Source organism: Streptomyces sp. NPDC045678, from assembly GCF_056432085.1.
On the sequence record NZ_JBWKJS010000005.1, the window covers coordinates 523,971 to 549,484 of the forward strand.

Genomic DNA, 25,514 nt, shown 5'->3' on the forward strand with positions numbered 1-25,514 from the left:
CCGCGCCCCCGCGTGCCCGTGCGACTGGTCCACTCACACGAGTGGAAGTTCCGGCACATCCATGTGCCGTCACATAGATGTGCCCTAACGTCGCACCGACAGCACACGGCGCGCCAGTGAACCCGCAGAGCAGTCGCCCGCCCCCGGGCGACCGAGCCACGGTGGCCCGCCGCGCACCAACCCATCCCGCACCGGGAGTTGACCCGATGGACGACCAGCCGAACAGAACGTCACAGACCTACCGCCTCACCACCCCCAACACTTCCCTCTCCCCCAAGATCTGCCGCGACACCGTCGCGATGCTCCTCACCGCCAACGGCCACCGGCCCGACCTCACCGACACCGCCCGCACCCTCGTCTCCGAGATCGTGACCAACGCCGTGACACACACCGGCTCACCGACCATCGACCTGGAGACCGTGGTCCTGTGCGACGGCGTGCGCGTCGCCGTGTACGACGATCACGCCGCTGCCGAACCGCTCGCCGCGCTCGACGTCTCCCGGGACAGCGAACACGGGCGCGGGTTGCTGCTCGTGCAGGCCCTTGCCGACGACTGGGGCGTAGGGCCCCCGGCTCGCCCGCACGGCGTGGGCAAGAACGTCTGGTTCGAGCTTCGGCGGGACCGTGAGGGGACGGGTTGTACAGAAGCCCCACTATTCTGGATACTAGAATAGTCCGCGTAACCAATGAGCACGACGACACGCACGCCGAAGAGAGGGACCCATGCCCACCGCCTGGACCCGCGCCGCGCTCCCCCTCTGCCTGCTCGGAATCCTCGACGGCGAGGAGAAGAGCTACGGGTACGCCCTGCTCAGCCGACTCGGCGACGCGGGGCTCGACGGCGTGAAGCCCGCGACCCTCTACCCCGCCCTCACGCGCCTCGAAGAGGAAGGCGCCGTCGAGGTCGAGTGGGGGGCGGGCGACGGCGGACCCGGGCGGAAGTACTACCGGATCACCGAGGAGGGGCAAGCGCGACTGCGGCGTGACCAGGCCGCCTGGGGGAACTTCTCCCGCACCGTCGCCTCGCTCCTGCCGGCCGAGGGGGAAGCACATGAGCAAGTCAACCGCACCTGAGATCAGCTGGGCGCGCGAGGAGGACGAGAAGTGGGCCGACGCCGTCCTGGTGCGGCTCGCGTTCGACGAGGAGGTGCCCACCGGGTTCGCCGAGGAGATACTCGCCGAGGCCCGCCAACTCGTCGAGGAGGCCGGGCAGCCCGCCCGCGAGGTGCTCGGGGACCCCGTCGCGTACGCGCGCGGCGTCGCCGCCGAGCGCGTCGACGAGCGGTACCGGGCCGGGATCGACACCCGCGGCATGCGGCCCGCGGAGCGGATCGGCGCCGCGCTCGGCTCCATGGGGTTCCTCGTGTTCGCCGTCTTCGGTCTCGTCTGGATCCAGGACGGCCTGTGGGTCGGGGTGAACTGGTCCTCGGTCGCCGGGTTCACGGGAATCGGGGTGGCCGTCTCGGCGGGTTGCGTCGCCTTCACCGCCCGCGCCGCCGGGCTTTTCCGGGGCATGTGGTGGTTCCTGGCGGGGGCGGCCCTCACCCTCGTGGCCACCATCGCCCTCGCCAACACGCTCTCCGACGAGCGGCTGTTCCGCGTGCCCGCGCCGGTCCTCATGCTGGCCGGCGTCCCACTCGCCGTCGCCGCGTTCCTGCTTCCCGAGAACAGGATCAACCGCTGGTTCACGCCGTCCCGCCCGGCAGGCGGCCTGGACGACGAGCGGTGGCTGGCGCGCCTGGACGGGCTGCTGCGCGGGCGGCACGGCATGAAGGCGGCGGAGGCCCGCGCCCACGTGAAGGAAGTGCGCCAGCACCTCGCCGCGGCAGACGGACGGACGGGAGAGGGGCAGACCGGAGACGGACAGACCGGAGACGGACGCGCCGAGGACGCCTTCGGTGACGTCGAGATCTACGCCCTGCGCCTCTCCGAAGGCCCGCGCAGGCAGCAACGCATCACGCGCCAGAAGTTCTACGGTGCCCTGGCCTCGGCCGTGTTCTTCGGCGTCCTCACCGTCGACAACCTGCTCGACCCGCACGACCGCTCCTCCGGCTGGGTCGCCTGTTACGTGGGGGCGTTCGGCTGCGCGGCGTGGGGTGCGGTCAGCGAATGGCGCACCCTGCGCAAACAGCGCGCGGCCCTCGCGGACCGCGCGGCCCGCAAGCCATAACCTGCCCCGCATGATCCTCGAACCGCTCGTCGCCGTCGACGGCGCGCTGCCCGGCCACCTCCTCACCGAGGTGACCGGGCTCTACGCGTCGAACCGTGCGTTCTTCGCGCTCAGCGGCGACTTCCCCGACCCCGACGACATCCGCGTCGAGCAGGTCGCCAAGGCCCTCGCGGACGAACTCGCGCACCCGGACGCCGAGGTGCTGCTCGCACGTTCGCGGGGCCGTCTCGTCGGCGTCGTCCTCACGCTCGCCCGCCACCCGGACCCCACCGACCCCGACCCGTGGATCGGGCTGCTCATGGTCGACGCGGACCTGCACCGCACGGGCGTGGGCCGGGAGTTGGTGTCACGCGTGGAGGAGCGGTTCCGGGCGGCGGGACGCGACGCCGTGCGCCTCGCGGTCCTGGAGAACAACCCGAAGGCGCTCCGCTTCTGGACCGCGCTCGGCTACCTCGTCATCGGGCACCGCGAGGACCGCGCCCTGCACCGCCCGTGCGCGGTCCTGCGCAAGCCCCTGTGAACGCGTGACACAGGCGCTCAGGGGCGGTCCGGTTTCCCGTCCCCGTACAGCCAGTCCCCCCAGATCCGGCTGACCTTGTCGCGCGCCTCGTCGCCGCCCGCGTGCCGTTCGACGTACTCCGTGAAGTCCTTGGTGTCCGCGTTCTTGTGCCGGTACGTCTTCGTCCAGCCCTGCACGATGTCGTAGAACGCGTCGTCGCCGACGGCCCGGCGGATCTTGTGGATGACCATGGCGGCCCGGTCGTAGACGGGCGGGTCGGAGATGCTCGAGGCGTCCGTGGGCCGCGCGGGCGGGAACGCCCAGATCGCTTCGTTGTCCGCCTTTTCCTCGTAGTAGTCGCCCTTGTAGAGCGCGTCGAAGGTCTTCTGGGCGCTGTCCCCGTCGTGGTCCTCGTCGTACAGCCACGTCGCGTACGTCGCGAAGCCCTCGTTGAGCCACATGTCCTGCCACGACTTGGGCGTGACGGAGTTGCCGAACCACTGGTGGGCCAGCTCGTGGACGAGGAGGTCGGTGTCGGGGGCGCCGGGGAAGACGGGGCGGTTCTGGGTCTCCAGCGCGTAGCCCGCGTCGTCCTCGCGGTCGACGATCGCGCCGGTGGAGGAGAAGGGGTAGGGGCCGAAGTTGTACTCGGACCACTCGATGACGTCCGGGATCTTCGCGAGGACCTTCTTGCTCGCCTTCGCCTGCGAGGGGTCGACGGCCGTGACGACCGGCAGTCCGTCCTTCGTCGTCGACGTCTCCATCTCGTACTCGCCGACGGCGACGGTCGCCAGATAGCTCGCCATGGGTTCGGCGCTGTGCCAGGCGAACGTGGTGCGGCCGTTCTTCGTCGACTCGCGCGTCAACTCGCCGTTGGAGACGGCCTTCAGGCCCTTGGGGACGGTGACCTGTATGTCGTACGAGGCCTTGTCGCTCGGGTGGTGGTTGCCGGGGAACCACGCCATCGAACCGGCCGGTTCGCCGAGCGCGAGGGCGCCGTCGTCCGTCTTCAGCCAGCCCTCTTCGGCGCCGTCGTCGTCGGTGATCGTCTCCGGGGTGCCGGAGTAGCGGACGACCGCGCGGAACGTCTCGCCCCGGTCGAGCTCGTCGGCCGGGCGGACCCGCAGCTCGTGGCCGGCGCGCTGGAAGCGGGCGGCCTTGCCCTCGACGGTGATGCCGGAGACGTCGAGGCCCTTGAGGTCGAGGTTGAAGGAGCTGAGGTTCTTGGTGGCGCGGGCGGTGATCTCCGCGGTCCCGGTGAGGTGCCGGGAGTCGGGGTCGTAGCCGAGGGTCAGGCCGTAGTGCGCGACGTCGTAGCCGCCGTTGCCCAGCTTGGGGAAGTACGGATCCCGCACGCCGTCGCGGCCCGGCGTGCCGTCGACGCCCGAGCCACTACAGGCGCCGACGGTCGCGAGCAGGGCGAGGGCACAGGTGAGGGTGGCGGCTCGGGCGGTGGCGGCTCGGGCGGCCGTGGATCGCGGGTGCACGCCGGTGATCTTATGCGGCAAATGTTCGGAGCGGGGCGGTATGAACTCTGTGGCGGGCCCCGTCAGAGCACCGCGATACCCAACGGCCGCTCCCCCGCCGGGAGTCGGCGCACCGTCCCGTCCTCCGTGTCGACGACGGAGATGCCGTTCCAGTAGCCGTCGCGGGTGAAGCCGCCCGTGACGTACGCGGTACGGCCGTCCCTGGACACGGCGACGTCCTCGTGCGGCCCGTCCAGCGGGATCACCCGCTCCTTGCCGTCCTTCGTCCGCACCGTCAGCGACGGCCCTTCGTCGGCGTCCGGGTCGATGGGCCCGGTGCCGACCGCGTACAACGTGCCGTCGTCCGTCACCGTCACGCCGTGCTGGTGCGTGTTGGCGGTCATCTTCTCGACGTCGTACTCGCCGGTGCGCGGATCGAGTACGACGAGCTTCTCGCCCTCAAAGGGCAGCAGGAGCTTCCCGTCAGCGGGCCGCACGGCCGTGTAGTGCGGCTTCAGCCAGGAGCCGAGGCCGCCTTCCGTGCCGTAGGGGGCGACTTCGATGCGGCGCGGTTTCAACTTCGGCCTCGACTTCTTCGACTTCGGCGAGTCCGCGCGTACGACGGTCACGTCGAACGAATCGTGGTCGGTCGCGTAGACCTCGCGGCCGTCCTTCGACACGTCGATGTCGAAGGGCCGCCGCCCGACGGGCACGGTGTCGGTGACCTCGCGCTCGTCCGCGTCGATGACCTCCAGGACCCCATTGCCGTCGGGCACGTTGACACCCACGTAGACGTGCCTGCCGTCGGGTGCGAGGGCGATGCCCATGCCGCCGCCGCGGTACTCGCCGGTCGTGACGGGCCCTGTCTCCGTCTCGTACGGGATGCGGTCGACGCGCTTGCGTACGGCGGTGTCGACGACGGCCACGCCCTCGGCGGTCGCCACCCAGGCACGGCCGTCCTCGCCGACGGCCAGCCCGTAGGGGGCCTGACCGACCCTCACGGAGTCGATGGGGCCCTTGCCCGGGTCGACGAAGGTGACGGTGTCGGAGCCGAAGTCGGCGACCAGAAGGGTGCCCTCGGGGGTCTTGGTGGTGGTGGGGAGGGTGGCGGTGGGGCGTGCGGGTTCGGGGGCGGTCGATGACGCGGGGATGTCATCGCCCGTGCCGCAGCCCGCCAGGACCGCCCCCGCCAGCACGGCAGACGTGGCGGTGCGGACGACCCGCCGGGCTGCCGCCGCGCGCCGCTTCACCCCGCGCTCCGCAGCAGCTGCGCGACGCGGTCGAAGCCGCGCCGTTCCGCGTGCGCGAGCGGCGTGACGCCGTCCCGGTCCGCGAGGTCCGGCGTCGCGCCCGCGGCGAGGAGCAGCTCGACGATCTCCTGGTGCGCGCGGCCGCCGTCGCCGAGGATCACGGCCTCCAGGAGAGCGGTCCAGCCCAGGTCGTTGACGTGGTCGACGTCGATGTCGGTGACGCGCAGCACTTCCCGTACGTACGCGACATGCCCGCGCTCCGACGCGGGGATCACGGAGATCCCGCCGAAGCGGTTGCGCAGCTTCAGGTCGGGCCCGGCGGGCAGCAGCACGTGCAGCATGGCGACGCTGCCCGTCACGCCGGTGACCAGCCAGGGGCTGTCGGAGCGGTGGTCCTGCGCGTCGACGTCCCCGCCGGCCGCGACGAGCACGCGGGCCGCCTCGACGTGGTCGCCGAGCGCGGCGAGCAGCAGCGGGCTGCGCAGCTCGGTGTCGCGTGCCTCGACGCGGGCGCCCTCGGCGAGGGCGGCGGTGACTTCGGCGGCGTTCCCGGCCCGTGCGGCGTCGAGCAGCCGCCGGTCGGCAGCGGTGGTGTTCATGGCGGATCTCCTCGTCGTGCGGGCCCCCGCGCGGACGGGCGCGGGGGCCGGGAACAGCCTGTACTGCATGGAGCTCAGCGGTTGAGAGCGGCCACGCCCGCCTTCGCGAACTTCTCGTCCAGGTCGCCGCTCGGCGCGCCCGCGACACCGATGCCCGCGACGGGCGCGCCCTTGGCGGTGACCGGCGCGCCGCCCGCGAGGAACAGGGTGCCGGGGATGTCCTTCAGGTTCGGGGCCTGCTCCAGGCGCTTGGTCAGCTCGGAGGTGGGCGCGTTCCAGGACACGGCGGTGTACGCCTTCTTCACGGCGGACTCGGGGGACTGCGGGCCCGCGCCGTCGCCGCGCAGCTGGACGATGGTGTTGCCGTTGCGGTCGACGACGGCGACGGAGACGCGCTGGTTCTCCTTCTTCGCGGCGTCGAGGGTGGCCTGCGCGGCCTTGGAGGCGGCGGCGACCGTGAGGTGCGTGGACTGCGTCAGGTTCTTGTTGCCGGCGTCGGCGGTGACAGCGGCCTTGGAGGCGGCGTCGGGGGTGCCGGCGGTGGCGGAGACGGCGCCGAAGGTACCGGCGCCGAGGACGGCGGCGGTGGCGGCGACGGTGAGGACGCGGGTGCGGCGGGAGGGCTTCTGCATCGGGGGCTCCTGGGTGGTCGGCTCGTGGGGCGTTCGAGGGGTTCTTGCCTCTGCCCTCAATGCTGTGGCCGCACCCGGGCCCCACCCCTCCACGTACCGGCTCGCTGCCGCGCGCGACTCGGCCGACACCAGGGTCAACCGATCGGTTGACCCCTGCGGGGTCCCAGCGGGCCACAATGAGGGTGTTTGCCCAGTTCAGGATGGCTGTACGGGATGACCGTACGAGAAGGCCGTACGAGATGCCCGTACGAGAAGGAGGCCCCGCCATGGGACAGCACACGCCGGGCCCCGACCCCCGCGCCCCCGACCCCGACGCCCGCTGGCTCGCGGCCGTCATGCACACCGCGTTCTTCCTGCTTCTCGGGTCGTCGCTGGCGCGCTTCCTGATGCGGCACCCCGGCGAGCCCCGCACCCCGTGGATCATCGCGCTCTCGGTCTCCCTCGCGCTCCTCTACGTGCTCGGCCCCACCGTCGGCGCCCGCCCCACCGCGCCGCGCCGCCTGATCTGGCTGAGCCTGGTCGTGGCCGTCTGGGTCGTGATCGTCATACTCGCGCCGAGCTTCGCGTGGTGCGCGGTGCCGCTCTTCTACACCGGGCTCCGTACGCTGCCGCCGCGCGCCGCCCTTTTCCTGGTGGCCGTCCTGACCGCGTTCGTGGTCGTCGCGCAGCTGAAGCTCGCGGGCGCCTTCGACCCCATACTGCTGTTCGCGCCGCCCGCGTGGGCGGCCGTCGCGGCGGCCGTGTTCCTGTACATGCAGCGGCAGGCCGCCCGACAGCGCGAACTGATCGACGACCTGATCCGTACGCGCCGCGAACTGGCCGCGACCGAGCGCCGCGAGGGCACGCTCGCCGAGCGCCAGCGGCTGTCGATGGAGATCCACGACACCCTCGCGCAGGGCCTGTCCAGCCAGCAGATGCTGCTGCAGGCCGCCGACCGCGTCTGGGACACGGACCCGGCGAAGGCGCGCACGCACGTCCGCACCGCGGAGTCGATCACCGAGCACGGTCTCGCGGAGGCCCGCCGCTTCGTGCAGGACCTGGCGCCGGCGGACCTCGCGGACGGCGGCGGCGTGGCCCAGGCGCTGCGGGCGCTCGCGGAGCGCGAGTCGGACGCGGGGCTCACGGTCCGCTTCCACGCGGAGGGCACCGCGCCGCCGCTGCCCGACCGGGTCAGCTCGGCGCTGCTGCGCATCGCGCAGGGCGCCCTGGCGAACGTACGCGAGCACGCGGACGCGTCCACGGCGGCGCTGACCCTGACGTTCCTCGACGACCAGGTGGTCCTGGACGTCGCGGACGACGGCCGCGGCTTCACGCCGCCGACCGCCGCGGGTGCCGGTACGGGCGCGGGTACGGGTATACGCGGACACGGCCTGCCCGCGATCCGTGCGCGGGCCCACCAGCTCGGCGGCACACTGACCATTGAGTCGGCGCCCGGCGAGGGCGCGGTCCTGTCCGTATCGATCCCGCTGACCCCGCCGACCCCTCTGGAGGAACGATGACGACCGGCACAGCCCCCGTCCCCGCCCCCGTCCGCCTGCTGGTCTGCGACGACCACGTCGTCGTACGCGCGGGCCTGCTCGCCCTGCTCGGCAGCGCGCCGGACATCGAGGTGGTCGGCGAGGCGGGCACGGGCGAGGAGGCGGTGGCGCTGACCGCGAAGCTGACGCCGGACGTCGTCCTGATGGACCTGCAGCTGGGCGAGGGCATCGACGGCGTAGAGGCCACCCGCCGCATCACGTCGGCGCCGTCCCCCACCCCCCACGTCCTGGTCCTCACCACCTACGACACGGACGCGGACATCACCCGCGCCATCGAGGCGGGCGCGACGGGCTACCTGCTCAAGGCCGAGCGCCCCGAGGAACTCTTCTCCGCGATCCAGGCCGCGTCCCAGGGCCGCACCGCGCTCTCGCCCCCGGTCGCCTCCCGCGTCATGGCCCGTATGCGCGCCCCCCGGCCCACACTCACCGACCGCGAACGCGACATCCTCGGCCAGCTCTCCCAGGGCCTCGGCAACCGCGAGATCGCCCGGGCCCTCTTCATCAGCGAGGCCACGGTCAAAACCCACCTGGGCCGCATCTACGACAAGCTCGGCGTGGACACGAGGGCGGGCGCGGTCGCGGTGGCGAAGGAACAACGCCTGCTGCCGTGAGGCCGTTGCGCGGCAGCCCTGAGACGGTTCAGAACTCGCTGGTGTCGAGCTCGAAGCCGAGCGGCTCCGGAAGAGGGACGACCTTGGAGAGCTTGAAGATCTCCTGGTGCTCGTACTCCTCGCCCGCGGGCTCCGTGTACAGCACGGCGTTGCCCGCCTCGCGGTCGATGAGCAGGTAGACGGGGATGCCCGCGCGGGCATAGCCGAGGATCTTCTTGTGCCGGTCGTTGTCGCCGGTGGACCTGGAGGTCACTTCCGCCACGAGGAGGACGGCGGCGGGGTCGTGGTACTTGTCCTCGTTGGCGAAGCTGCCCTTCGGGGCCAGCACCAGATCCGGCATCACCTGGCCGGTCGACGAGGCGCCCGGCACGTAGAGACCGATACTCGTGTAGCGCCCCAAATCCTTGCGGTGGTCACGCACCTGCCCGTTGATTTCGGACACGTATTCCTCATGCTCTCCACTGCCCGGAGACGTCACGTGGATCTCCCCTTCGATCAACTCCACGCGCCACCCTTCGGGGGAGAACGCGTCGAACCAGACGAAGGCTTCTTCCACCGGCATGTCAGGTACCCGGTCCATGACCAGGCTCATCAGTGACCCGAGGTCGAAGCCGTCACTGGGCCCGCACTCCGGAAGAGGCATCGCTGCCATGACAGAACCTCCTTTGCTCAAGGCGACACTGTCAGCACAGGCCGCACGGATCCGGGCAACCACCTATCCGTTCACACGAACGCGTGATCGCTAACGTTTCTGCAGGTCAGCGGCCTGACGACAGTCCACGCGCCCCGGTCGTGACACCATCGACCCGTGCTCGACATCGGCTACGCCCTCTCCCGCCGCTTCCCCGACCCCGCCCAGCTGGACTACGGCCGCGCGGACGTCCACACGCTGCGTCACGACCTGTTCTGCGGGGACGTGTATCTCGCGGACACCAAGGCGGACCGGGAGCTGTCCACAGCCTGGGGATGGGTTCCCGTGCTGGACTTCGCGTGGGCGCTGTGCGACATCGTCGAGACGCTCGACAAGGACCCGATGGGCAGCCGCGCCTCCCGCCCCCAGTACGCGGAGCTCGACTTCACGGAGTCGACGGACCGCATGCTGTTCGCCCGCCGTTTCGGCTGGGTGGACATCGAGGCGGACTGGATGGACCCGGACGAGGCACCGCTGACCTTCTCCCACACCGAGCTCCGCCGCGAGGCGCGCGACTTCCTGCACGACCTGGTCGCCGACCTGACGGACCTCCACGACTCCCTCGCGGACAACCCCGCGATCTGGTCCCTTCTTTCGCGTTTCCCCCGCACTCAGTAGCCCGCGAGCAGCCCACGACAGAGCCGCCGCTACTCCCCCGGTCCCGCCACCCGAACCCCCACCTGCGCCGCGAACACCGGGGCCAGTTCCATCAGCTGGGACGGGCTGATCACCGCCCCCGCGAGACGCTCGACGCCCCGCGCGATGTCCAGCTCCGCCGCGTCCCGCAGGTCCACGTCCTTCATCCGAACCCCCGTGAAATCGGCCCCCCGCACCACGCAGTCCCGGAACTCCACCCGCTCCAGCGACGCCTGCCCGAAGTCCGGCTCCACCAGCACGCACCCCTCGAACACGACGTCCCGCAGCCGTGCCTTCCGCAGGTTCACGTAGTCGATCTTTCCGCCGCGCACGACGACCCGCTCCAGCACACCCCCGTGCAACTGCACGCCCCCGAGCCGCGCGTCGACGACCTCGACGTCCCGCAGCGACGCCTCGGCGAGATCCGTCCCCACCCCTCGCGGCTCCGTCAGCACGGAGTCCACGAACCGCGCCCTGACCAGCCGCGTCTCGTCGACCGCACACCTCGTCACCGCGCAGTCCATGAACAGGGCGCCGCCGCCGTCCTGCCCGCCGAGGTCGAGTTCCCTGAACTCCACCCCGTCGTAGTCCCCGTCGGGCCGCAGCTCCCCTCCGTCGAACGGCCGCAGCGGTGGCAACCGCACCTCGGCCCGTCGAACCGCCTCGACCACCCGCACCGGTTTCGCCCTCTGAGCCATTCCCCCATCGTGCACCCCACCACTGACAACGCCCTCAACCCCGCCACGAACCGTCCGCCAACCCGATGTCACATCCCGACCGCCCCCATACGTCGAAGAGGTGAAGTCCAAGCACCCGGCCCGAGGGAGCCCACCTCCATGCCCACGTCCACGCCCCCCACCAGGCCAAACCTCAAGCTCACCGTCATCGGCGGCGGCCTCGCCGGCCTCACCGCGGCCATCAGCGCCGCCGAGGCGGGCGCCCGCGTCACGCTCCGCGAGGCCCACCACACCCTCGGCGGCCGCGCCCGCACCTCCGAAGGCACGTACAAGACGAACGAGGGCCCCCACGCCCTCTACAACGGCGGCCCCCTGTGGACCTGGCTCAAGCAGCGCGACCTCATCGGCCCGCTCGCCCCGCTCCCGCCCCTCGAAGGGGCCCGCCTGCGCCTGCTCCACGGAGGCAGACTGCGCCGCACCCCGCCTCTCGCCATGCTCAAACTCCTGCGCCGCAGGACCGAACAGGCACCGGTCGACCGTGACTTCATGTCGTGGGCCACGGAGGAGGTCGGCGAGGAGGGCGCGCGCGCCGCCGCGCACTATGTCGCCGTCGCCACCTTCCACCACGACCCCGGCTCGCTCTCCGCCCGCTTCGTGCACGAGCGGCTGCGCCGCACCACCAAGCTGCCCCCGGAGGCGCACTACCCGCGCGGCGGCTGGAGCTCCGTCGTCGACCGCATGGCCGCACTGGCGTGGAACATGGGCGTACGCACGGAGACCCTGGACCGCGTCGACTCCCTGGACGCCCTCCCCCAGGACGGACCGGTCATCGTCGCGACGTCCCTCGACTCGGCCCGCCGACTCCTCGACGACGCCTCCCTGTGCTGGGAGAGCGGCCGCACCACACTCCTCGACGTGGCGTTCCGTTCCCGAAGGGGTGACCTCTTCGTCGTCTCCGACCTGGACAGGACGGGCTGGGTGGAGCGTTTCACCGCCCAGGACCGCACGCTCGCCCCCGCCGGGGAACAGCTCGTACAGGCGCAGATCCCGCTCTCCCCCGACGAGACCAAGGCCGACGGCGTGGCCCGCGCGGAGCACCTCCTCGACCTCGGCTTCCCGAGCTGGCGGGAACGCCTGACGTGGCGCCGCGCCTCGATCGCCAACGGCCGCACGGGCGCGGTGGACCGCCCCGGCACAACCTGGAGGGACCGCCCGGCGATCGACCGCGGGGACGGTGTCTACGTAGTGGGCGATCAGGTCGCGGCACCGGGGCTGCTGTCCGAGGTGTCGTTCAACAGCGCGGTGGAGGCGGTGTCGCTGGCCCTCACGAAGTCGGCGCTTGACCTCAAGTCCACTTCAGGTTGAAGGCTGAGGGCCACACGGACACACCACGGACACACCACGGACACACCCCTTGAGGAGTCCCCCATGCGCGCCATCCGCCTCCACGCCTTCGGCCCCGCCGAGAACCTCGTCCTCGACGACATACCGGACCCCGAACCCGCGAAGGGCCAGGTCCGCATCACCGTGGCGGCGGCCGGCGTGCACCTCCTGGACACCGCGATCCGCGAGGGCATCCAGGGCCCGCTCCCCGAACTCCCCGCCCTGCCCACCGTCCCCGGCCGCGAGATCGCCGGCGTCGTCGACGCACTCGGCGACGACGTCCCCGCCCACTGGCTGGGCAAGCACGTCGTCGCCCACATCGGCTTCGCCCCCGGGGGCTACGCCGAGGGCGTCGTCACCGAGGCGTCCCGCCTCCACGAGGTGCCGGACGGCCTCGACTCGGCGGAGGCGGTCGCCCTGATCGGCACGGGGCGTACGACGATGGGCATCCTGCAATTCGCCACGCTGACGCCCGACTCCGTGGCCGTGATCCCCGCCGCCGCGGGCGGCATCGGCACGCTCCTCACGAAGTACGCCAAGCACCGCGGCGCCACCGTGATCGGCCTGGCGGGCGGCCCGGAGAAGACGGCCCGCGTCCGCACGAACGGCGCCGACCTCACCGTGGACTACACCGACCCGAAGTGGCCCGACGAGGTCCGCACGTACCTCGCGGAACGGCTCGACGGCCGCGCGGCCACGGTCGTCTTCGACGGCGTGGGCGGCGACGCGGGCCGGCACGCGGTGGACCTGCTGGGCCCCGGCGGCACGCACATCGTCTTCGGCTGGTCCGGAAAAGGGCCGCACGACGGTGAGCCGCTCACGTTCACCGAGGAAGAGCTCGCCGCGCGCGGCATCACGCAGCTCAACGTGCTCGGCCCGGCGATGATGCAGAAGGCGGGCGGCGACAACCCCGTCCGCACCCTTGAGCTGGCCGCCCTGACCGCCGCGTCGCTGGGCCACTTCACCCCGGCCGTGCAGCGCTTCCCCCTCGCGGAGGCGGCCGCCGCACACCGCGCGCTGGAGTCCCGCGCCACCATGGGCAAGGTCGTCCTGATCCCCTGATCCCCTGACCCCGGCACGCCGCTTGGGGGGCGCCGGAAAAATCCGGATGCCCGCACGGCATACGGGAACTACCGTCCGTTATATGGGTATGCAATCCGTCCAGTTCCGCGAGATCCCCGAGGCAGGGATCGACCGCGCGCTCTCGCTCTCCTACCTCGTCTTCCACGAGAACCCGGAGGACGAGAAGCGCAAGCACCACCACGACCTGCTGCGCGGCTGCACCCGCTTCGGTGCGTACGAGGGCGACGAACTCGTCGGCCTCGTCGCGGCGTTCCCCTTCACCGTGTCCGTGCCGGGCGGCGAACTGCCCTGTCCCTGCCTGACGTTCGTCTCCGTGGCCCCGACGCACCGGCGGCGCGGCGTGCTCTCCGGCATGCTCGCGGAGCTGTTCGCGCGGGCCTCGGCGGACGGCGCCCCGATCGCGGCCCTGTGGGCGTCGGAGGACGCGATCTACGGAAGGTTCGGCTTCGGCCCCGCCACGCACGGCCACACCGTGGAGGTCGACTCCCGGCGCCCGCTCGCCCTGCGCATCGCGCCGGACGAGCGGCCGCTGCGCCTGATCGACCCGTCCGAGGCGCCCGGCGTGCTCGGCGCGTACTACGACCGCACCCGCGCCGACCGCGCAGGACGCATCGCCCGCAGCGAGGCGTGGTGGCGCGAGGAGTGGCTGGTGGACGAGGACGAGGAGGACGACGAGCTGTCACCGCCCCGGGTGGTCGTCCTCGGCACCCCCGCCGACTCGGTCGCCGGATACGCGATCTACCGCACCAGGACCCGCGACGACGCCCCCGGACTCGTACGCCTGGACGAGCTGGAGGCGGACACGCCGGCCGTCGCGGCCGCCCTCTGGCGCTACCTCGCGTCGATCGACCTGACCGGTCTCATCCGCGCGTGGGGGCGCCCGGTGGACGACCCGCTGCACCTCTTCTCCGCCGACCGCGACCAGGTGCGCGTGACCGGCGAGTTCCCGGCGCTGTGGGTCCGTCTCGTCGACGTGCGCGGGGCGCTGGAGGCCCGCTCCTGGGCGGCCCCGGTGGACGTCGTCCTCGACGTCCACGACGACCGCCTCCCGGCCAACGAGGGCCGCCACCGCCTGACGGCGTCCCCCGAGGGGTGTACGTACGAGAGGACGGACGACCCCGCGGACCTCACCCTCGACGTGCGCGACCTCGCCGCCTGCTACCTGGGCGGCACGAAGACCGACGCCCTGATCCGCGCGGGCCTGGCCACGGAGCACACGCCCGGCACGGCGGCGGCCCTGGACGCGGCCCTGCGCACGGCGCTGCTGCCGCACACGGTGGACGAGTTCTGACACGTGCCCCTATGACCGGCTGCCGAGCGCGTCCAGCGCGCCGTCGGTCAGCCGGTACACGGTCCACTCGTCCTGGGGCAGCGCCCCCAGCGACCGGTAGAAGTTGATCGACGGCTCGTTCCAGTCGAGGACGGACCACTCGAGGCGCCCGTAACCGCGCTCCACGCAGATCCGTGCGAGCTCGGTGAGGAGCGCCTTGCCGTGCCCGCCGCCGCGCGCCTCGGGACGTACGTACAGGTCCTCCAGGTAGATCCCGTGCACGCCGCGCCACGTCGAGAAGTTGAGGAACCACAGCGCGAACCCGACGACGTCGCCGGACGCGTCGTCCTCGGCGATGTGGGCGAAGGCGGCGGGACGCTCCCCGAAGAGCGCCTCACGCAGCTGCTCCTCGGTGGCCTTCGCCTCGTCGGGCACCTTCTCGTACGTGGCGAGGTCACGGACCAGGGTGTGGATGACGGGCACGTCTGCGGGCGTGGCGGTACGAATCATGGAGGCAGCAAGCCACGCACCCCGCCCCGAGTCAACGCCGTCTCACCCTGCGACACCTGCCGTGCCGTCATCGGCCCAGCAGCCGCCGCGCGATCTCCATGTCGTCGGCCACCATCGGCCGCCCGTCCTCGGCCTCCCACAGCGCGTTCTGCAGGACCCGCCCGAGCGTCCAGGCACGCGCCCGCTCGCGGTCGAGGGCAAGCACCTCAGTCATCGCGTCGAACCGCCACAGCACGTCGTCCGCGTCGAACTTGTTGTCGATGGCGGGCCAGAGGTCGAAGCCGGGATCGCCCGCGAGCGGCTTCGGGTCGATGGCGAGCCACGGCTCACGGTCGCTCGCGAGGACGTTCTCGAAGTGCAGGTCCCAGTGCAGCATCCGGTCGCCGGGCTCCCCCATGACCTCGCGCACCGCGCCCCCGCACCGCTCGACGAGGGCCCGCTCGGCCGGGTCGGCGATCGCCTTCAGCGCCTGCGGCAGGGCGTCGACCATCTCGGCGGCGATGTCGCCGAGCCCGCGCATGCCTTCGGGGGCGGGCGTCGCGGTGAGCCGGGCGAGGAGTTCGGCGAGGACGAGGACGGCCTTGCGGGTGTCGGCCATCGTCGACAGCATCCGCCCGGAGTCGAGCCGTTCGAGCAGCATCGTGCCGGTGGCGGCATCGTGGTCGAGGAGCCGCACCGCCCCGTCGCCGTCCCACACGCGCAGCGCGACCGGCTCGCCCTCGGTCTCCTCGTCCAGGAGCTGGAACTTGACCGCGGCGGGCGTGCCGTCCGCGCGCACCACGGGCAGCACGAGCGCCGCCATGCCGTGCATCGGATCACCGTCGACGGTCAGGTCCCAGCGCTCCACGAACTCCCGTACACGCGCGGGGAGTGCGGCGATGAAGGCGCGCCCCGGCTCCCCCGCGTACAGGTGCTGCGACTCGACCAGCTCGTCCGGAATGCGAATGTCGATCACGTCCGGGACGATACCGACGCACCCGCGGGACCGCACGGGGATTTCCCAACGGTCTCGAGGTCGTCGGGATCAGGAAATCCCCTTCGCCTTCAGCTCCTTGGCAAACGCGCCCTGCTCGTACAGCGCGTCGCCATCCGCCTTCTTCCCGTCGATGAAGACGGTGGGCGTGCCCGTGATGCCGTCGGCGCTGAAGGACTCCATCGCCTCACCGACCCACTTCTTGTACGTCCCGTTGGTGACCGCCTTGTCGAACGCGCCGCCGCGCAGCCCCTCGACCTTGTCGGCGATCTTCAGCAGAAACGCGGGCGTGTAGGCGTCGTCCGACTCCTCCTCGGCCTGGTTGGCGAAGACGGCGGCGTGGTACTGCGGGAACTTGCCCGCCTCCACGGAGGCCCGCAGCGCGTTCGCCGCGTTCACCGAGCCGCTGCCGCCGAGGTTCTTGTCGAGGAACGAGGCGATCGTGTACTCGACCTTGACCTTGCCGTCGGCCACCGGCTTCACCAGCGCCTGCGCCCCTCCGTCCTCGAACTTCTTGCAGAACGGGCAGCGCGGGTCCTCGTAGATCTTGACCGTATGCTTGGCCTTCGGATCGCCGACGGTGATCACGCCGCCCTTCACGGAGGCGGACACGTCGGCGAGTTGCGCACTGGCGGCCGCGGGGGCCTTCGCCTCGGGGGCGCCGGAGGCCGGATCGCCGGGGGCCGGATCGCCGGAGTCCGGGGACTTCTCCCCGGCCGACGCCGCGGGCTTCTCGCTGACGCGCTCGCCGCCCTTGGCGTCGTCGTCGCCGGGGCCACAGGCGGACGCGGCCACCCCGATCAGCGCCGCCGCGGCCACCGCGGTGGCGACGCGCCCGGCCCTGCGCCCGGCCTTGTGTACGGCCATGAAAAGCCCTCCATCACATTCGACACGTACCGCTCAAAGTATCGGAATCTATCCCGCGCACCGACGGCCGAACGACCCGCCCCCAGGGACTTACGGCCCACCGGCCGAAACGGCGGCCCCGCCCCCTGCACACGGCCCCCACCTGCGCAGTAACGTCCGCCCATGAGCAGCGCGAACAACACGCACCCCGGGCCCGGCACGGTCAACGGCGGCATATCGTTCTGGTACGCGGACCACGGCCTGCCCACCGCCCGCGAGCCCCTGACGTCCGACGCCACGGCGGACGTCTGCATCGTCGGCGGCGGCTACACCGGGCTGTGGACGGCGTACTACCTGAAGAAGGCCGCCCCCTTCCTCCGCGTCACCGTCCTGGAGCAGAAGTTCTGCGGCTACGGCGCGAGCGGCCGCAACGGCGGCTGGCTCTACAACGGCATCGCGGGCCGCGACCGCTACGCGAAACTGCACGGCCACGAAGCGGCAGTCCGCCTCCAGCGGGCCATGAACGACACGGTCGACGAGGTGATCCGCATAGCCGCCGAGGAGTCGATCGACGCGGACATCCACCACGGCGGGGTACTCGAAATCGCCCACACACCCGCCCAGTTGGCCCGCCTCAAGGCGTTCCACGAGACGGAACTCTCGAACGGCGAGAAGGACCGCACCCTGCACGGCGCCCGCGAGACCGCCGAACGAATACGCGTGGCCGGCGCCGTCGGCTCGACCTGGACCCCGCACGGCGCCCGCCTGCACCCGGCCAAACTCGTCCAGGGCCTGGCCACGACCGTGGAGGCCCTCGGCGTCACCATCCACGAGTCGACCCCCGTCACGGAGATCAACCCGAAACACGCGATCACCCCCTACGGAACCGTCCGCGCCCCCTACATCCTGCGCTGCACGGAGGGCTTCACGGCATCCCTGAAGGGCCAACGCCGCACCTGGCTCCCCATAAACTCATCGATGATCGCCACAGAACCCTTGACCACCGCCCAATGGGACTCAATAGGCTGGAAAGGCCGCGAAACACTGGGCGACATGGCGCACGCATACATGTACGCCCAGCGCACCGCCGACGGCCGCATCGCGCTCGGCGGCCGCGGCGTCCCGTACCGCTACGGCTCGAAGACCGACAACGACGGCCGCACCCAGCCCGCCACGGTCGAAGCGCTCCGCGCGATCCTCACCCACCTCTTCCCCCAACTCACCGGCGTCGGCATCGCCCACGCCTGGTCCGGCGTCCTCGGCGTCCCGCGCGACTGGTGCGCCACGGTCACCCTGGACCGCGCCACGGGCCTCGGCTGGGCGGGCGGCTACGTCGGCTCCGGCGTCGCCACCACCAACCTCGCCGCCCGCACCCTGCGCGACCTGGTCCAACAGGACTCGGGCCAGGCGGGCCCCACCGACCTCACCACCCTCCCCTGGGTCAACCACAAGGTCCGCCGCTGGGAACCGGAACCGTTCCGCTGGCTCGGCGTCCACGCGATGTACGCGACCTACAACGCGGCCGACCACCGCGAACGAACCACCCACACCCCGACCTCGTCCCACCTGGCCCAATGGGCAGACAAACTCACGGGCCGCCACTGACCACGCACATCGGCACCACACAAAACCCCAGCTCAGAGCAGTCTGAGCTGGGGTTCCAAGAGAGCCCCCTGTCGGATTCGAACCGACGACCTACGCATTACAAGCTGTCCGGGCTTGATCCATCACGGTCCGGGGGCGTCCCCGGGAGAGCCAACGTCGCAGGTCAACGGCTATGGCGGACACTCACGGACGAGTGCAAACGATGCCGGATTCGGCGGCAACCGAGACTAGAACTGAGACTGACCCATCCACCACACCACGCTGGGGCTGGGGTCCAACTACGGCTTGGGCTTGGGCAGCTCGGTGACGAAGGTTCCGATGCCGGGTTGCATCTGTGCGAGCCCGGCCTCCCGAAGCTCAGTGAGTACTCGTCGTGCGGTCATCTGCGCGATGCCGAACTCACCCTGGATCGCGAGGACACCCGGCAGCTGACTGCCCGGCGGGTACTCGCCATCGGCGATCCGCTGCTCGAAGACCGCGTAGACCTGCTTCCACCGCGGGATGTCCGGCTTCCAATCCATGATCCGAAGCTAGGCAGGGCAGGCTTGGTCAGCGAGACGAGTAAGCCTGTATGGCCTAGCTACCCTAGCTAGCTAGTACTACGCTGCGTGCACGCACAGCACCTCTGCGGCCGCGCGAACGACCCAGGGGCGTGGACGACTGACGTGGAGTCGACATGAACGAGGCTACGCAGGACCCGAACTCTCCGAACAGCCCGAGCCCGGCCGCGATGGAGCCGGGAAGCTACGGCTACTGCTCGTGGCACCGCGGCTATAGCGCCGGCATCCGCGTCATCAACGTGGTGGAACAGGGCTCGGGCCCAGGGGGCGTGGACTTCGCGTGCCTCCCCTGCCGCGAGGAGCACGACCTAGTCCCGTTCGCCGACAGGCCATGAACGAGATGGCGCGCCCGAAGCCCCCGCGCGCCAAAACCCTCAACGGCTGGCAGTACCTCGGCTGGCACTGCTGCTGGTGCGACGCCCCGATCTGGCAGGGCGCAAGGTCCGCCGGCCGCGCCGAAGGACGCGAGGGTGCGCACGACTTGTCCATCGAGGTGTACGAGTGCGGGCCGTACTGCCCGAAACGCCCGGCCGGATCCGGTCCAGAGTAGCCAACACACGTGTAGCTGAAGTCGCCCAGTCCGTTCGATTGTGCAACAACGAGCCAAAGTGCAGAATCGAAAGGCAGACTGTCCGCTATCGAGGGCAAAATGGTGCGATCTCGGTAGGGTGGGGGCATGGGGACAGAGAATCGCGCTTTTGGATCTTGGCACCTGCGAGGTGGCCGTTACGAACAACCAGGCCTACCCGTGGAGGTTTTGGCCGAGTTCGCGCGGTACGAACGCCTAGTTATAGATGTCGCAAGGGGCCTCTACAAGAGACAACATGCTGCTCGCCAGCGGGTGCCGAGCGGCTTCTCCTCCTCGTTCTCCCTCCGGCTATCCGCCATCAAAACAGGCAGCGTAATCCCCGTACTGGAACGAACGCGAGGGGACACTTCACCCCTCTTTGACGATAATGATGCGGGGATCTTCGAAGAAGCCCGCAGAGTGATCCAGGAAGCGTTGCGGTCCGTCTCTTCCGGCCATGGCATTCCACGCACCTTCCCCAGGAGCGCGCTAGGTGAGTTCGCAACCTTCGGGCGGAGTCTCCAGGAGGATGAGTCCATTGAGTTCGACGAGGATACGCCACTCGCGGCTGTTTACTCACAATCCGTAAGGCGACTCATTCAAGAGCAAGCAAGCCTGGATCGTTTTGAAATCGAAACCCTCGTCACCGGACAGATCACTGGGGTAAGCGCCGAGAAGGGGACTTTCGATCTTCGCCTCTCCAAGGGAGGGAAGACCGTCCTTGGGCGTTTCTCCTCTGATGATCTCGTCGCAGACCTCCGGCAGTATCTCGATCGCTCAACTCTTGCACCCACAGTGGCAGTAAATGCCGTTGCAATTCAGTCAGCCGCAGAAGAGATTATTGAGATCCAGAACGTTCTGTCGATTGAACCGGTTCTCCCGAGCAAATGGATGGATCGTCTCGCCGAGATTCAAGGGCTTCAGCCGGGGTGGCTTGACGGGCTGGGGGAGCCTGTAACCCGCAGGGTTCTACGGCAGGTGGAAGCACTCCTCTTGGAATTTCTAGACGCTGGGGTCCAACGCCCCTACATCTACCCAACAGAGCAGGGAGGGGTCCAGCTCGAGTGGCCCTTCAGTTCCGGAGAGATCACCGTAAACGTTGAGCCGAATGAGAAGGTGGAGGCATTCGCCTTTTCCAAGGAGGACGACGGCGAAAACGAGAGCACTTACCACTGGCGCCAGTTGGCCGAAATTACAGAGTTCGTGCTAGGGGGGATTTCAGAGTATGCCGGATGAAGAGGCTAACCTCAGACTCGGAGAAACCGAAATATCGGACCAAGCTGAGCGACTCTGGAGGCAAGTCAATCCGGCATGGATCCAAGAAGGGCGAGTGACTAGTCAGGCATTCAGCCCTACCCCCAAAGATTCGGGCGAGGTGTCTGTAACAAGGGCATCTCGCGTGAGCCCTGCAGAGTCGTATGCACACTTCACGGAGACCTTAGGGCTCGAATCGGTTGGCGTTCTCGGCGTGGACGTTGCCGAAGTACAGGAAGTGGATCTGCGGGTAGTTGATGATTCACAGGTAGTTGACAGCCATACACGCCCCCCTGGGCATTCATTCATCGACTTCAAGCATGTGGCGAGCCCGAACCAGCGAAAGAAGCGCGCGAGCAAGCTCCGAGATAAAGCTGAAAAGCGCGGCTGGCAGTACCAGCAATCCTCGAGGCAGCATTAACGCGTTGGAGCCTAGTGCCAAGTAAACCGCTAGGTCGGTGAATCTTTTGGGTGTGATCACGGCTTCTCAATCTTCCTACGAATCGGGCAGTCTGTGAACCTGGAGCATCTCCACTTTTTGACCTGCGAGAGCCCCGGGCGCTATGCGCTCGGGGCTCTCGTGTAAGGGCATTTTCTATGTATGGGGGAGGAACTTGCGGCCAAGTGCCTCCGTGCGCCTGCCGATCGCTCCGATCCTGGCCTCCCACTCAGCACTGTCACGGTGATCAGGGTGGGCGGTCGTCTGACCCGGGTGCTTGCGGTAGTGGAGTCCCGCCTCGCCGATGAACCATCCGTCGGCCATCACGTCGAGAGCCAGCAAGAGGGCGGTGTCTTCCGACGCAGGTAGGGCCATCCATCCCCCGGCCTCGGCGAGCAGGCTCTCCCGGATGCAGAGCGACGCGGGATGCACCGCGGGCCGGTGCGTGGTCGACCAGTAGGCGTACAGCTCGCCCCGGGTGAGCTGGCCGGGGTCCGGGTCGCCGAGTGTGTAGTGCACCAGTGAGCCGTCCGGCATGAGGTCGAGCACCTTGCACACCGTCCAGCCGACGGACGGGTGCGCCTCCAGGACCTCAATGTCTCGGGCGAGGGCGCCGACGGGCAGGACGTCGTCAGCGTCCAAGACCTTCACCAGCTCGCCCCGGCTGCGGCCCCACGCCATGGTCCGGGCGACTCCAGGCCCGCCGCGCCTGTTGTCACCGACCGCGACGCGCGCGTCTTCGCGGATGTCGGCAGGCACATCGACCGCCTTGCCCCCGTCGACCTGGATCAGCCACTCCCAGGCCCAGCCAGTGGGCAGTTCCTGCGAACGGAGCGAGGCGTAGGCCTCGGGCAGGAAGGGCAGTGCCGCATCGTGAACCGGCGTCACCACCGACATGATCCGAGTCATGGGGTCCACCTCTCCAGCGGCACGGAGTACCGCAGCTCGGTCCGCTCGCCGGGGAGCACCACGTGCGAGTACTCGACGACGTCGCCCTCGGTCGAGATGCTGGTCTTGTCGAGGAGGAGTACCGCGCTGCCGGTCGGGATGCCCAGCTTGCGGGCCTCGGCCTGGGTGGCGAGCCGAGTCCTGACGCCGTCGTCGATGCGGTCGATCTCAAGCCCGATGGTGCTCAGTTGATGGTGCGTCCCGCCGGGCCACGGCTCCTTAGCACTGTCCAGCAGGTCAGGGTTTCGTGCCGCGACCTCGTGGACGAGGTAGGAGTCGATCAGCGATAGCGCGGTCGGATCGTCCCCGGCACTGTGCCAGTACTGCCGGTGCAGCATCAGGGTGCCCGCCTCCACACCGAACCGTTCGGCGAGATCCGCGTCGGCGGGGATGGCCCTGAACGTCGCGTGCGTCTCGATCTGGTCGTGCGCCAGGCCCGTGTCCTTGTCGACCACACCATTGGTGCGGCGCACCTCATCGGGCCGCAGCGCCAGCTTCTTTTCCCAGACGTATCGCTCCTGGTGGCGGCGAATCTGGTGCGGCGGGCGCTGGCGGACCTTCGTTCCGTGCCCGCGGACCATGCTGACCAGACCCTCGGCCTCCAGCGCCTTATAGGCCGCGAGGACGGTGGTCTTCGATCCCTTGCCTTGCGCGACCAGGTCCCGAATTTGCGGGAGCTGATCTCCAGGCCGGTATCCGGATGCGCCGGCCGCGATGTCCCGCGCGATCTGGTCCGCGAGTCCACGCCATTGCGGCGTTTTGGGTGCCATACAGAACCCCTCCTCATCGACCAAGCCAGTGAACCACAGTCCCGGGATTGACGGCTATCCCGGGACTGTTGACAGTCCCGGGACTTAGTGCCAGTCTCTTGCCATGCCCAACGGCAGTCCCGGGACAACGTTCCAGGGTGCTGCCGCATGGGCAGCGCGGACGGGATAGCTCGCCCCATGTGGAGCCCATGCCGCGCACCGCTTGACCTGCACGACCGCACGGCCAGGAGCCCCGCATCGGACGGGGGGAGGCGACCCGGCGCCTTGTCATTGACCGGAGGGCTTGTAGATCGAGAGATCACGTCTCCATACGCCTACATCGGCGGTGCTTTGCGCTGCCAAAGGAGACAGAGCACACCACTTCACCGCCGCCTCCCTGAGGCGGCCGGTTGCCTCCGCTGCTCGTCGCGCTACGAGCAGCGCCGAGGGGAGCCGGAACCACCGACTTCAACGGCGCGCGGCCCCGGTGCTCGAACACCGGGCCCGCTGCTCATGCCGTTGCATCCGTGAGAGGACACGCCATGTTCGGCAAGAACAAGCACAAGGCCGCGACCACTCCCACCGCACAGACCGACCAGTACCGCCTCAAGGCCACCGGCCGACGGGTCACCGTCCTGGAACACCTCAGCGGCGGGGACGTCCGTATCGCCATGGACAGCGGCCCCATCACCCGGGACGACATCGTCAGCGCCCGCGACATCACCCCCGCCTGACCCGACAATCGCAGCACCGTCCAGCCGCCCCGGGCACCGGATCGAATCCGGCCCGGGGCACTCGGGCCGTCGTCAGCGGCCTCACCGCGCACTGCCTGCGCGGTTCCCATAACAACGGCGCGCGGCCCCGGTGCTCGAACACCGGGGCCGCTGTTTGGGCCGTTGCCACCTGCTAGGGAGAACACGACCCATGGATCACATCGTCGCAGTTCAGGACGCTGTTACCGCGTTCGCCGACTTTATGGAGCCGACGAGCGGGGAGCTGGACGCGATTGAGCAGGAGATGCCGGCGATCCTCGCGGACGTTGACCTGCTCGACGCGCAGATCATCACCCTGGACCGCACCCCGAACGAGGTCGACGCCCGCCGTATCCGACGGGCCCGCCGCAAGGTGCTCGCCGCACGCCGCACGCTGACCAACACGGTCGCTTCGGGGGTGGGCGCATGAGTGCCATCGAGGCGAACCTGACCGCCGCGCACGCTGAGGTGAAGGCTGAGATCGCGCGGACCGACACCAAGGCCAGTCTTCTGTTGGCCTTCGTCGGCGCGCTGCTCGCCGGTACGTGGACGGTCGCCAAGGACACGCACCCGTCGGTGTCGGCCTGCGCGGTCGGCGGTCTGGGCACGGCGTTGCTGCTCGCCGCTGCGGGCCTGTTGCTGTCGTCGGTCCGCCCGAACCTGGGCGGCTCCCGTCCGGTTGGCTTCCCGTTGTGGGCGACGCTGAGCGCCGAGGAGATCACCGCCGAACTCGCGGAAGACCAGCGGGCGCGGGACATCGCAGGCCTGGCCCGCATCGCGGTCCGTAAGTTCACCGCCCTCAAGCAGGCGGTCGACCTGACTCGGGCGGGCGCCGCCCTGCTCGTGCTCGCCGCACTCCTCCAGGCGGGAGGTGCGCTGTGAGGGCCAAGACGGTACTGCCCGCGGTCGCGATGACGGCCGTGTCCATGGTGCTCACCCTCGCCGTGGTCATGATGTGGCTGGGCAGCGCCGTGCCGTGGCTGGTCGCTCTGGTCGTCGGTCTGGGGATCGACGGGGGCTGGCTGGCCACCCTGGCCTATGAGCGCCGCCTCGCCGCGCAGGGCGACCACAACCGCGTAGTGACCGCTATCGGCTGGTCCTTCGGCCTTCTGGCCTCCGGGGTCCTGGTCTCCCATGCGGTGACCGTCGAGGACTCTGCCGGCGCATGGCTGGCGGTCGCATGGCTGCCGATCGCTGCGAAAGCCCTGTGGCTGGTGCACGGCCTGTGGGAGCGGACCGCGCTCACCGCTCACGCGCTGGACGCCATCCAAGGCATTCAGCAAGAGGCGCGTGACGAGGCGGCCGTGGCCCGTGCCCGGCTGCGTGCCGAAGCGGCCACGGAGGAGACGCGGCTGACGGCCGTGACGGCCGCCGGGGCACGCGTCGCCCGCGTCCAGGCCAAGACCGCCCACACCCTGTCCGGAGCCTGGTCGACGCTGGAAGCGGCCCGCAAGGGCGAAGGCACCGGCAAGGCGCTGACCAGCGTGACGGCACCCGTCACGCCCGGCGTCACGGCCCGCTGGGAATTGCCCGTGTGGGGGCCGAGCGAACAGGTCCCCGCCCTCGATGCGGCCGCGCCCGCGCTTACGGACACCGCACTCGACCAGCTGGTCGACGCGATCCGCACGAGCGAGGACCCCGCCCTGTCCTACCGCGACATGGCCACCCGCTTCCGCGCCTCCGGGCACTCCGCTTCTGAGGTCCGGCTGCGGGCCGCCTGGAAGCGCGTCGCGTGATCTGCAGCTACTGCCTGCCGACCTCGCTCGGCATGTGCGTGCTGTGCGCCCACACCTCCCGCACCACTC

30 protein-coding genes are annotated in these 25,514 nt (G+C 70.1%); 18 read left to right on the top strand and 12 right to left on the bottom strand.

The window, feature by feature from the left end; genetic code table 11:
- The first annotated feature begins 206 nt into the window (after nt 1-206).
- Genes AC07DO_RS20440 through AC07DO_RS20455 form a run of 4 tightly spaced genes read left to right on the top strand, consistent with a single transcriptional unit; the run spans nt 207 to nt 2,690 of the window.
- Nucleotides 207-674 carry an ATP-binding protein gene (locus AC07DO_RS20440; protein ID WP_479061379.1) on the top strand — a complete coding sequence of 156 codons (468 nt, stop codon included), beginning with the start codon at nt 207-209 and terminating at the stop codon, nt 672-674.
- A 49-nt stretch (nt 675-723) separates the two neighbouring features.
- Nucleotides 724-1,074 (top strand): PadR family transcriptional regulator, encoded by a 351-nt coding sequence (locus AC07DO_RS20445; protein WP_479061380.1) that lies wholly within the window; start codon nt 724-726, stop codon nt 1,072-1,074.
- Complete coding sequence (locus AC07DO_RS20450) at nt 1,052-2,170, top strand: hypothetical protein (RefSeq protein ID WP_479061382.1); 1,119 nt, start codon at nt 1,052-1,054, stop codon at nt 2,168-2,170. The genes AC07DO_RS20445 and AC07DO_RS20450 overlap by 23 nt, the downstream gene beginning before the upstream one ends.
- Nucleotides 2,171-2,180: 10 nt before the next feature.
- Nucleotides 2,181-2,690 carry a GNAT family N-acetyltransferase gene (locus tag AC07DO_RS20455; protein WP_479061384.1) on the top strand — a complete coding sequence of 170 codons (510 nt, stop codon included), beginning with the start codon at nt 2,181-2,183 and terminating at the stop codon, nt 2,688-2,690.
- 17 nt (nt 2,691-2,707) lie between these two features.
- On the opposite strand, the gene AC07DO_RS20460 is transcribed toward AC07DO_RS20455, so the two are convergent.
- From AC07DO_RS20460 to AC07DO_RS20475, 4 genes are all read right to left on the bottom strand, one after another.
- Nucleotides 2,708-4,156 carry a M1 family metallopeptidase gene (locus tag AC07DO_RS20460; RefSeq protein ID WP_479061386.1) on the bottom strand — a complete coding sequence of 483 codons (1,449 nt, stop codon included), beginning with the start codon at nt 4,154-4,156 and terminating at the stop codon, nt 2,708-2,710.
- A gap of 62 nt (nt 4,157-4,218) precedes the next feature.
- Entirely contained in the window at nt 4,219-5,385 is a 1,167-nt protein-coding gene (locus AC07DO_RS20465) for a YncE family protein (RefSeq protein WP_479061388.1), read from the bottom strand.
- Nucleotides 5,382-5,984, bottom strand: coding sequence for an ankyrin repeat domain-containing protein (locus tag AC07DO_RS20470; RefSeq protein WP_479061389.1), 603 nt, complete (start codon nt 5,982-5,984; stop codon nt 5,382-5,384). The genes AC07DO_RS20465 and AC07DO_RS20470 overlap by 4 nt, the downstream gene beginning before the upstream one ends.
- 74 nt (nt 5,985-6,058) lie before the next feature.
- Nucleotides 6,059-6,616, bottom strand: a complete 558-nt coding sequence (locus tag AC07DO_RS20475) for a GlcG/HbpS family heme-binding protein (RefSeq protein WP_479061391.1) — start codon at nt 6,614-6,616, stop codon at nt 6,059-6,061.
- 266 nt (nt 6,617-6,882) lie between these two features.
- On the opposite strand from AC07DO_RS20475, the gene AC07DO_RS20480 reads away from it, so the two are divergent.
- Nucleotides 6,883-8,115 carry a sensor histidine kinase gene (locus tag AC07DO_RS20480; protein ID WP_479061393.1) on the top strand — a complete coding sequence of 411 codons (1,233 nt, stop codon included), beginning with the start codon at nt 6,883-6,885 and terminating at the stop codon, nt 8,113-8,115.
- Entirely contained in the window at nt 8,112-8,765 is a 654-nt protein-coding gene (locus AC07DO_RS20485; protein ID WP_479061395.1) for a response regulator, read from the top strand. The genes AC07DO_RS20480 and AC07DO_RS20485 overlap by 4 nt, the downstream gene beginning before the upstream one ends.
- Nucleotides 8,766-8,793: 28 nt before the next feature.
- On the opposite strand, the gene AC07DO_RS20490 is transcribed toward AC07DO_RS20485, so the two are convergent.
- The gene (locus AC07DO_RS20490) at nt 8,794-9,417 is read right to left on the bottom strand and encodes a Uma2 family endonuclease (protein WP_479061397.1); all 624 of its coding nucleotides are present in this window, start codon (nt 9,415-9,417) and stop codon (nt 8,794-8,796) included.
- Nucleotides 9,418-9,573: 156 nt separating this feature from the next.
- Between AC07DO_RS20490 and AC07DO_RS20495 the strand changes: the two genes are divergently transcribed.
- On the top strand, nt 9,574-10,074 hold the full coding sequence (locus AC07DO_RS20495) for a hypothetical protein (RefSeq protein ID WP_479061398.1): 501 nt from the start codon (nt 9,574-9,576) through the stop codon (nt 10,072-10,074).
- Nucleotides 10,075-10,103: 29 nt separating this feature from the next.
- Here the strand turns inward: AC07DO_RS20495 and AC07DO_RS20500 are convergent, their stop codons facing one another.
- Nucleotides 10,104-10,790, bottom strand: coding sequence for a pentapeptide repeat-containing protein (locus AC07DO_RS20500; protein ID WP_479061399.1), 687 nt, complete (start codon nt 10,788-10,790; stop codon nt 10,104-10,106).
- 138 nt (nt 10,791-10,928) lie between these two features.
- Between AC07DO_RS20500 and AC07DO_RS20505 the strand changes: the two genes are divergently transcribed.
- The 3 genes from AC07DO_RS20505 to AC07DO_RS20515 all read left to right on the top strand — a co-directional run bounded on the left by AC07DO_RS20505 (nt 10,929) and on the right by AC07DO_RS20515 (nt 14,526).
- Entirely contained in the window at nt 10,929-12,134 is a 1,206-nt protein-coding gene (locus tag AC07DO_RS20505; RefSeq protein WP_479061400.1) for an NAD(P)-binding protein, read from the top strand.
- 63 nt (nt 12,135-12,197) lie between these two features.
- Nucleotides 12,198-13,214 (top strand): zinc-binding dehydrogenase, encoded by a 1,017-nt coding sequence (locus AC07DO_RS20510; RefSeq protein WP_479061401.1) that lies wholly within the window; start codon nt 12,198-12,200, stop codon nt 13,212-13,214.
- 88 nt (nt 13,215-13,302) lie between these two features.
- Nucleotides 13,303-14,526 carry a GNAT family N-acetyltransferase gene (locus AC07DO_RS20515; RefSeq protein ID WP_479061622.1) on the top strand — a complete coding sequence of 408 codons (1,224 nt, stop codon included), beginning with the start codon at nt 13,303-13,305 and terminating at the stop codon, nt 14,524-14,526.
- A 9-nt stretch (nt 14,527-14,535) separates the two neighbouring features.
- Here the strand turns inward: AC07DO_RS20515 and AC07DO_RS20520 are convergent, their stop codons facing one another.
- From AC07DO_RS20520 to AC07DO_RS20530, 3 genes are all read right to left on the bottom strand, one after another.
- Complete coding sequence (locus AC07DO_RS20520) at nt 14,536-15,015, bottom strand: N-acetyltransferase family protein (RefSeq protein WP_479061402.1); 480 nt, start codon at nt 15,013-15,015, stop codon at nt 14,536-14,538.
- Between the two features lie 67 nt (nt 15,016-15,082).
- The gene (locus AC07DO_RS20525) at nt 15,083-15,970 is read right to left on the bottom strand and encodes an aminoglycoside phosphotransferase family protein (protein ID WP_479061403.1); all 888 of its coding nucleotides are present in this window, start codon (nt 15,968-15,970) and stop codon (nt 15,083-15,085) included.
- Between the two features lie 69 nt (nt 15,971-16,039).
- On the bottom strand, nt 16,040-16,855 hold the full coding sequence (locus AC07DO_RS20530) for a DsbA family protein (protein WP_479061404.1): 816 nt from the start codon (nt 16,853-16,855) through the stop codon (nt 16,040-16,042).
- Between the two features lie 162 nt (nt 16,856-17,017).
- Between AC07DO_RS20530 and AC07DO_RS20535 the strand changes: the two genes are divergently transcribed.
- A complete protein-coding gene (locus AC07DO_RS20535) occupies nt 17,018-18,439 on the top strand; it encodes an NAD(P)/FAD-dependent oxidoreductase (RefSeq protein WP_479061405.1) in 1,422 nt (473 codons plus the stop codon).
- Nucleotides 18,440-18,717: 278 nt separating this feature from the next.
- On the opposite strand, the gene AC07DO_RS20540 is transcribed toward AC07DO_RS20535, so the two are convergent.
- The gene (locus AC07DO_RS20540) at nt 18,718-18,960 is read right to left on the bottom strand and encodes a GntR family transcriptional regulator (protein ID WP_150169376.1); all 243 of its coding nucleotides are present in this window, start codon (nt 18,958-18,960) and stop codon (nt 18,718-18,720) included.
- Nucleotides 18,961-19,115: 155 nt separating this feature from the next.
- On the opposite strand from AC07DO_RS20540, the gene AC07DO_RS20545 reads away from it, so the two are divergent.
- The 3 genes from AC07DO_RS20545 (at nt 19,116) to AC07DO_RS20555 (ending at nt 20,803) form a co-directional block, all read left to right on the top strand.
- The gene (locus tag AC07DO_RS20545) at nt 19,116-19,334 is read left to right on the top strand and encodes a hypothetical protein (protein WP_479061407.1); all 219 of its coding nucleotides are present in this window, start codon (nt 19,116-19,118) and stop codon (nt 19,332-19,334) included.
- Nucleotides 19,331-19,549 (top strand): hypothetical protein, encoded by a 219-nt coding sequence (locus AC07DO_RS20550; protein ID WP_479061408.1) that lies wholly within the window; start codon nt 19,331-19,333, stop codon nt 19,547-19,549. Before AC07DO_RS20545 ends, AC07DO_RS20550 begins: the two co-directional genes overlap by 4 nt.
- A 207-nt stretch (nt 19,550-19,756) precedes the next feature.
- Nucleotides 19,757-20,803 (top strand): hypothetical protein, encoded by a 1,047-nt coding sequence (locus AC07DO_RS20555; RefSeq protein WP_479061410.1) that lies wholly within the window; start codon nt 19,757-19,759, stop codon nt 20,801-20,803.
- A 613-nt stretch (nt 20,804-21,416) separates the two neighbouring features.
- Here the strand turns inward: AC07DO_RS20555 and AC07DO_RS20560 are convergent.
- Together AC07DO_RS20560 and AC07DO_RS20565 are read right to left on the bottom strand one after the other, a co-directional pair.
- Entirely contained in the window at nt 21,417-22,169 is a 753-nt protein-coding gene (locus AC07DO_RS20560) for a glycosyltransferase family A protein (RefSeq protein ID WP_479061412.1), read from the bottom strand.
- Nucleotides 22,166-22,978, bottom strand: coding sequence for a GntR family transcriptional regulator (locus AC07DO_RS20565; RefSeq protein ID WP_479061413.1), 813 nt, complete (start codon nt 22,976-22,978; stop codon nt 22,166-22,168). Before AC07DO_RS20565 ends, AC07DO_RS20560 begins: the two co-directional genes overlap by 4 nt.
- A gap of 521 nt (nt 22,979-23,499) precedes the next feature.
- On the opposite strand from AC07DO_RS20565, the gene AC07DO_RS20570 reads away from it, so the two are divergent.
- The 4 genes from AC07DO_RS20570 (at nt 23,500) to AC07DO_RS20585 (ending at nt 25,445) form a co-directional block, all read left to right on the top strand.
- Nucleotides 23,500-23,691, top strand: a complete 192-nt coding sequence (locus AC07DO_RS20570) for a hypothetical protein (protein WP_479061415.1) — start codon at nt 23,500-23,502, stop codon at nt 23,689-23,691.
- Between the two features lie 190 nt (nt 23,692-23,881).
- Entirely contained in the window at nt 23,882-24,139 is a 258-nt protein-coding gene (locus AC07DO_RS20575; RefSeq protein ID WP_479061416.1) for a DUF6284 family protein, read from the top strand.
- Nucleotides 24,136-24,591: a Pycsar system effector family protein gene (locus tag AC07DO_RS20580; RefSeq protein ID WP_479061418.1), complete on the top strand. Its 456-nt coding sequence runs from the start codon at nt 24,136-24,138 to the stop codon at nt 24,589-24,591. The genes AC07DO_RS20575 and AC07DO_RS20580 overlap by 4 nt, the downstream gene beginning before the upstream one ends.
- Nucleotides 24,588-25,445: a protein spdB gene (locus AC07DO_RS20585; RefSeq protein ID WP_471419747.1), complete on the top strand. Its 858-nt coding sequence runs from the start codon at nt 24,588-24,590 to the stop codon at nt 25,443-25,445. Before AC07DO_RS20580 ends, AC07DO_RS20585 begins: the two co-directional genes overlap by 4 nt.
- Nucleotides 25,446-25,514: the final 69 nt, after the last annotated feature.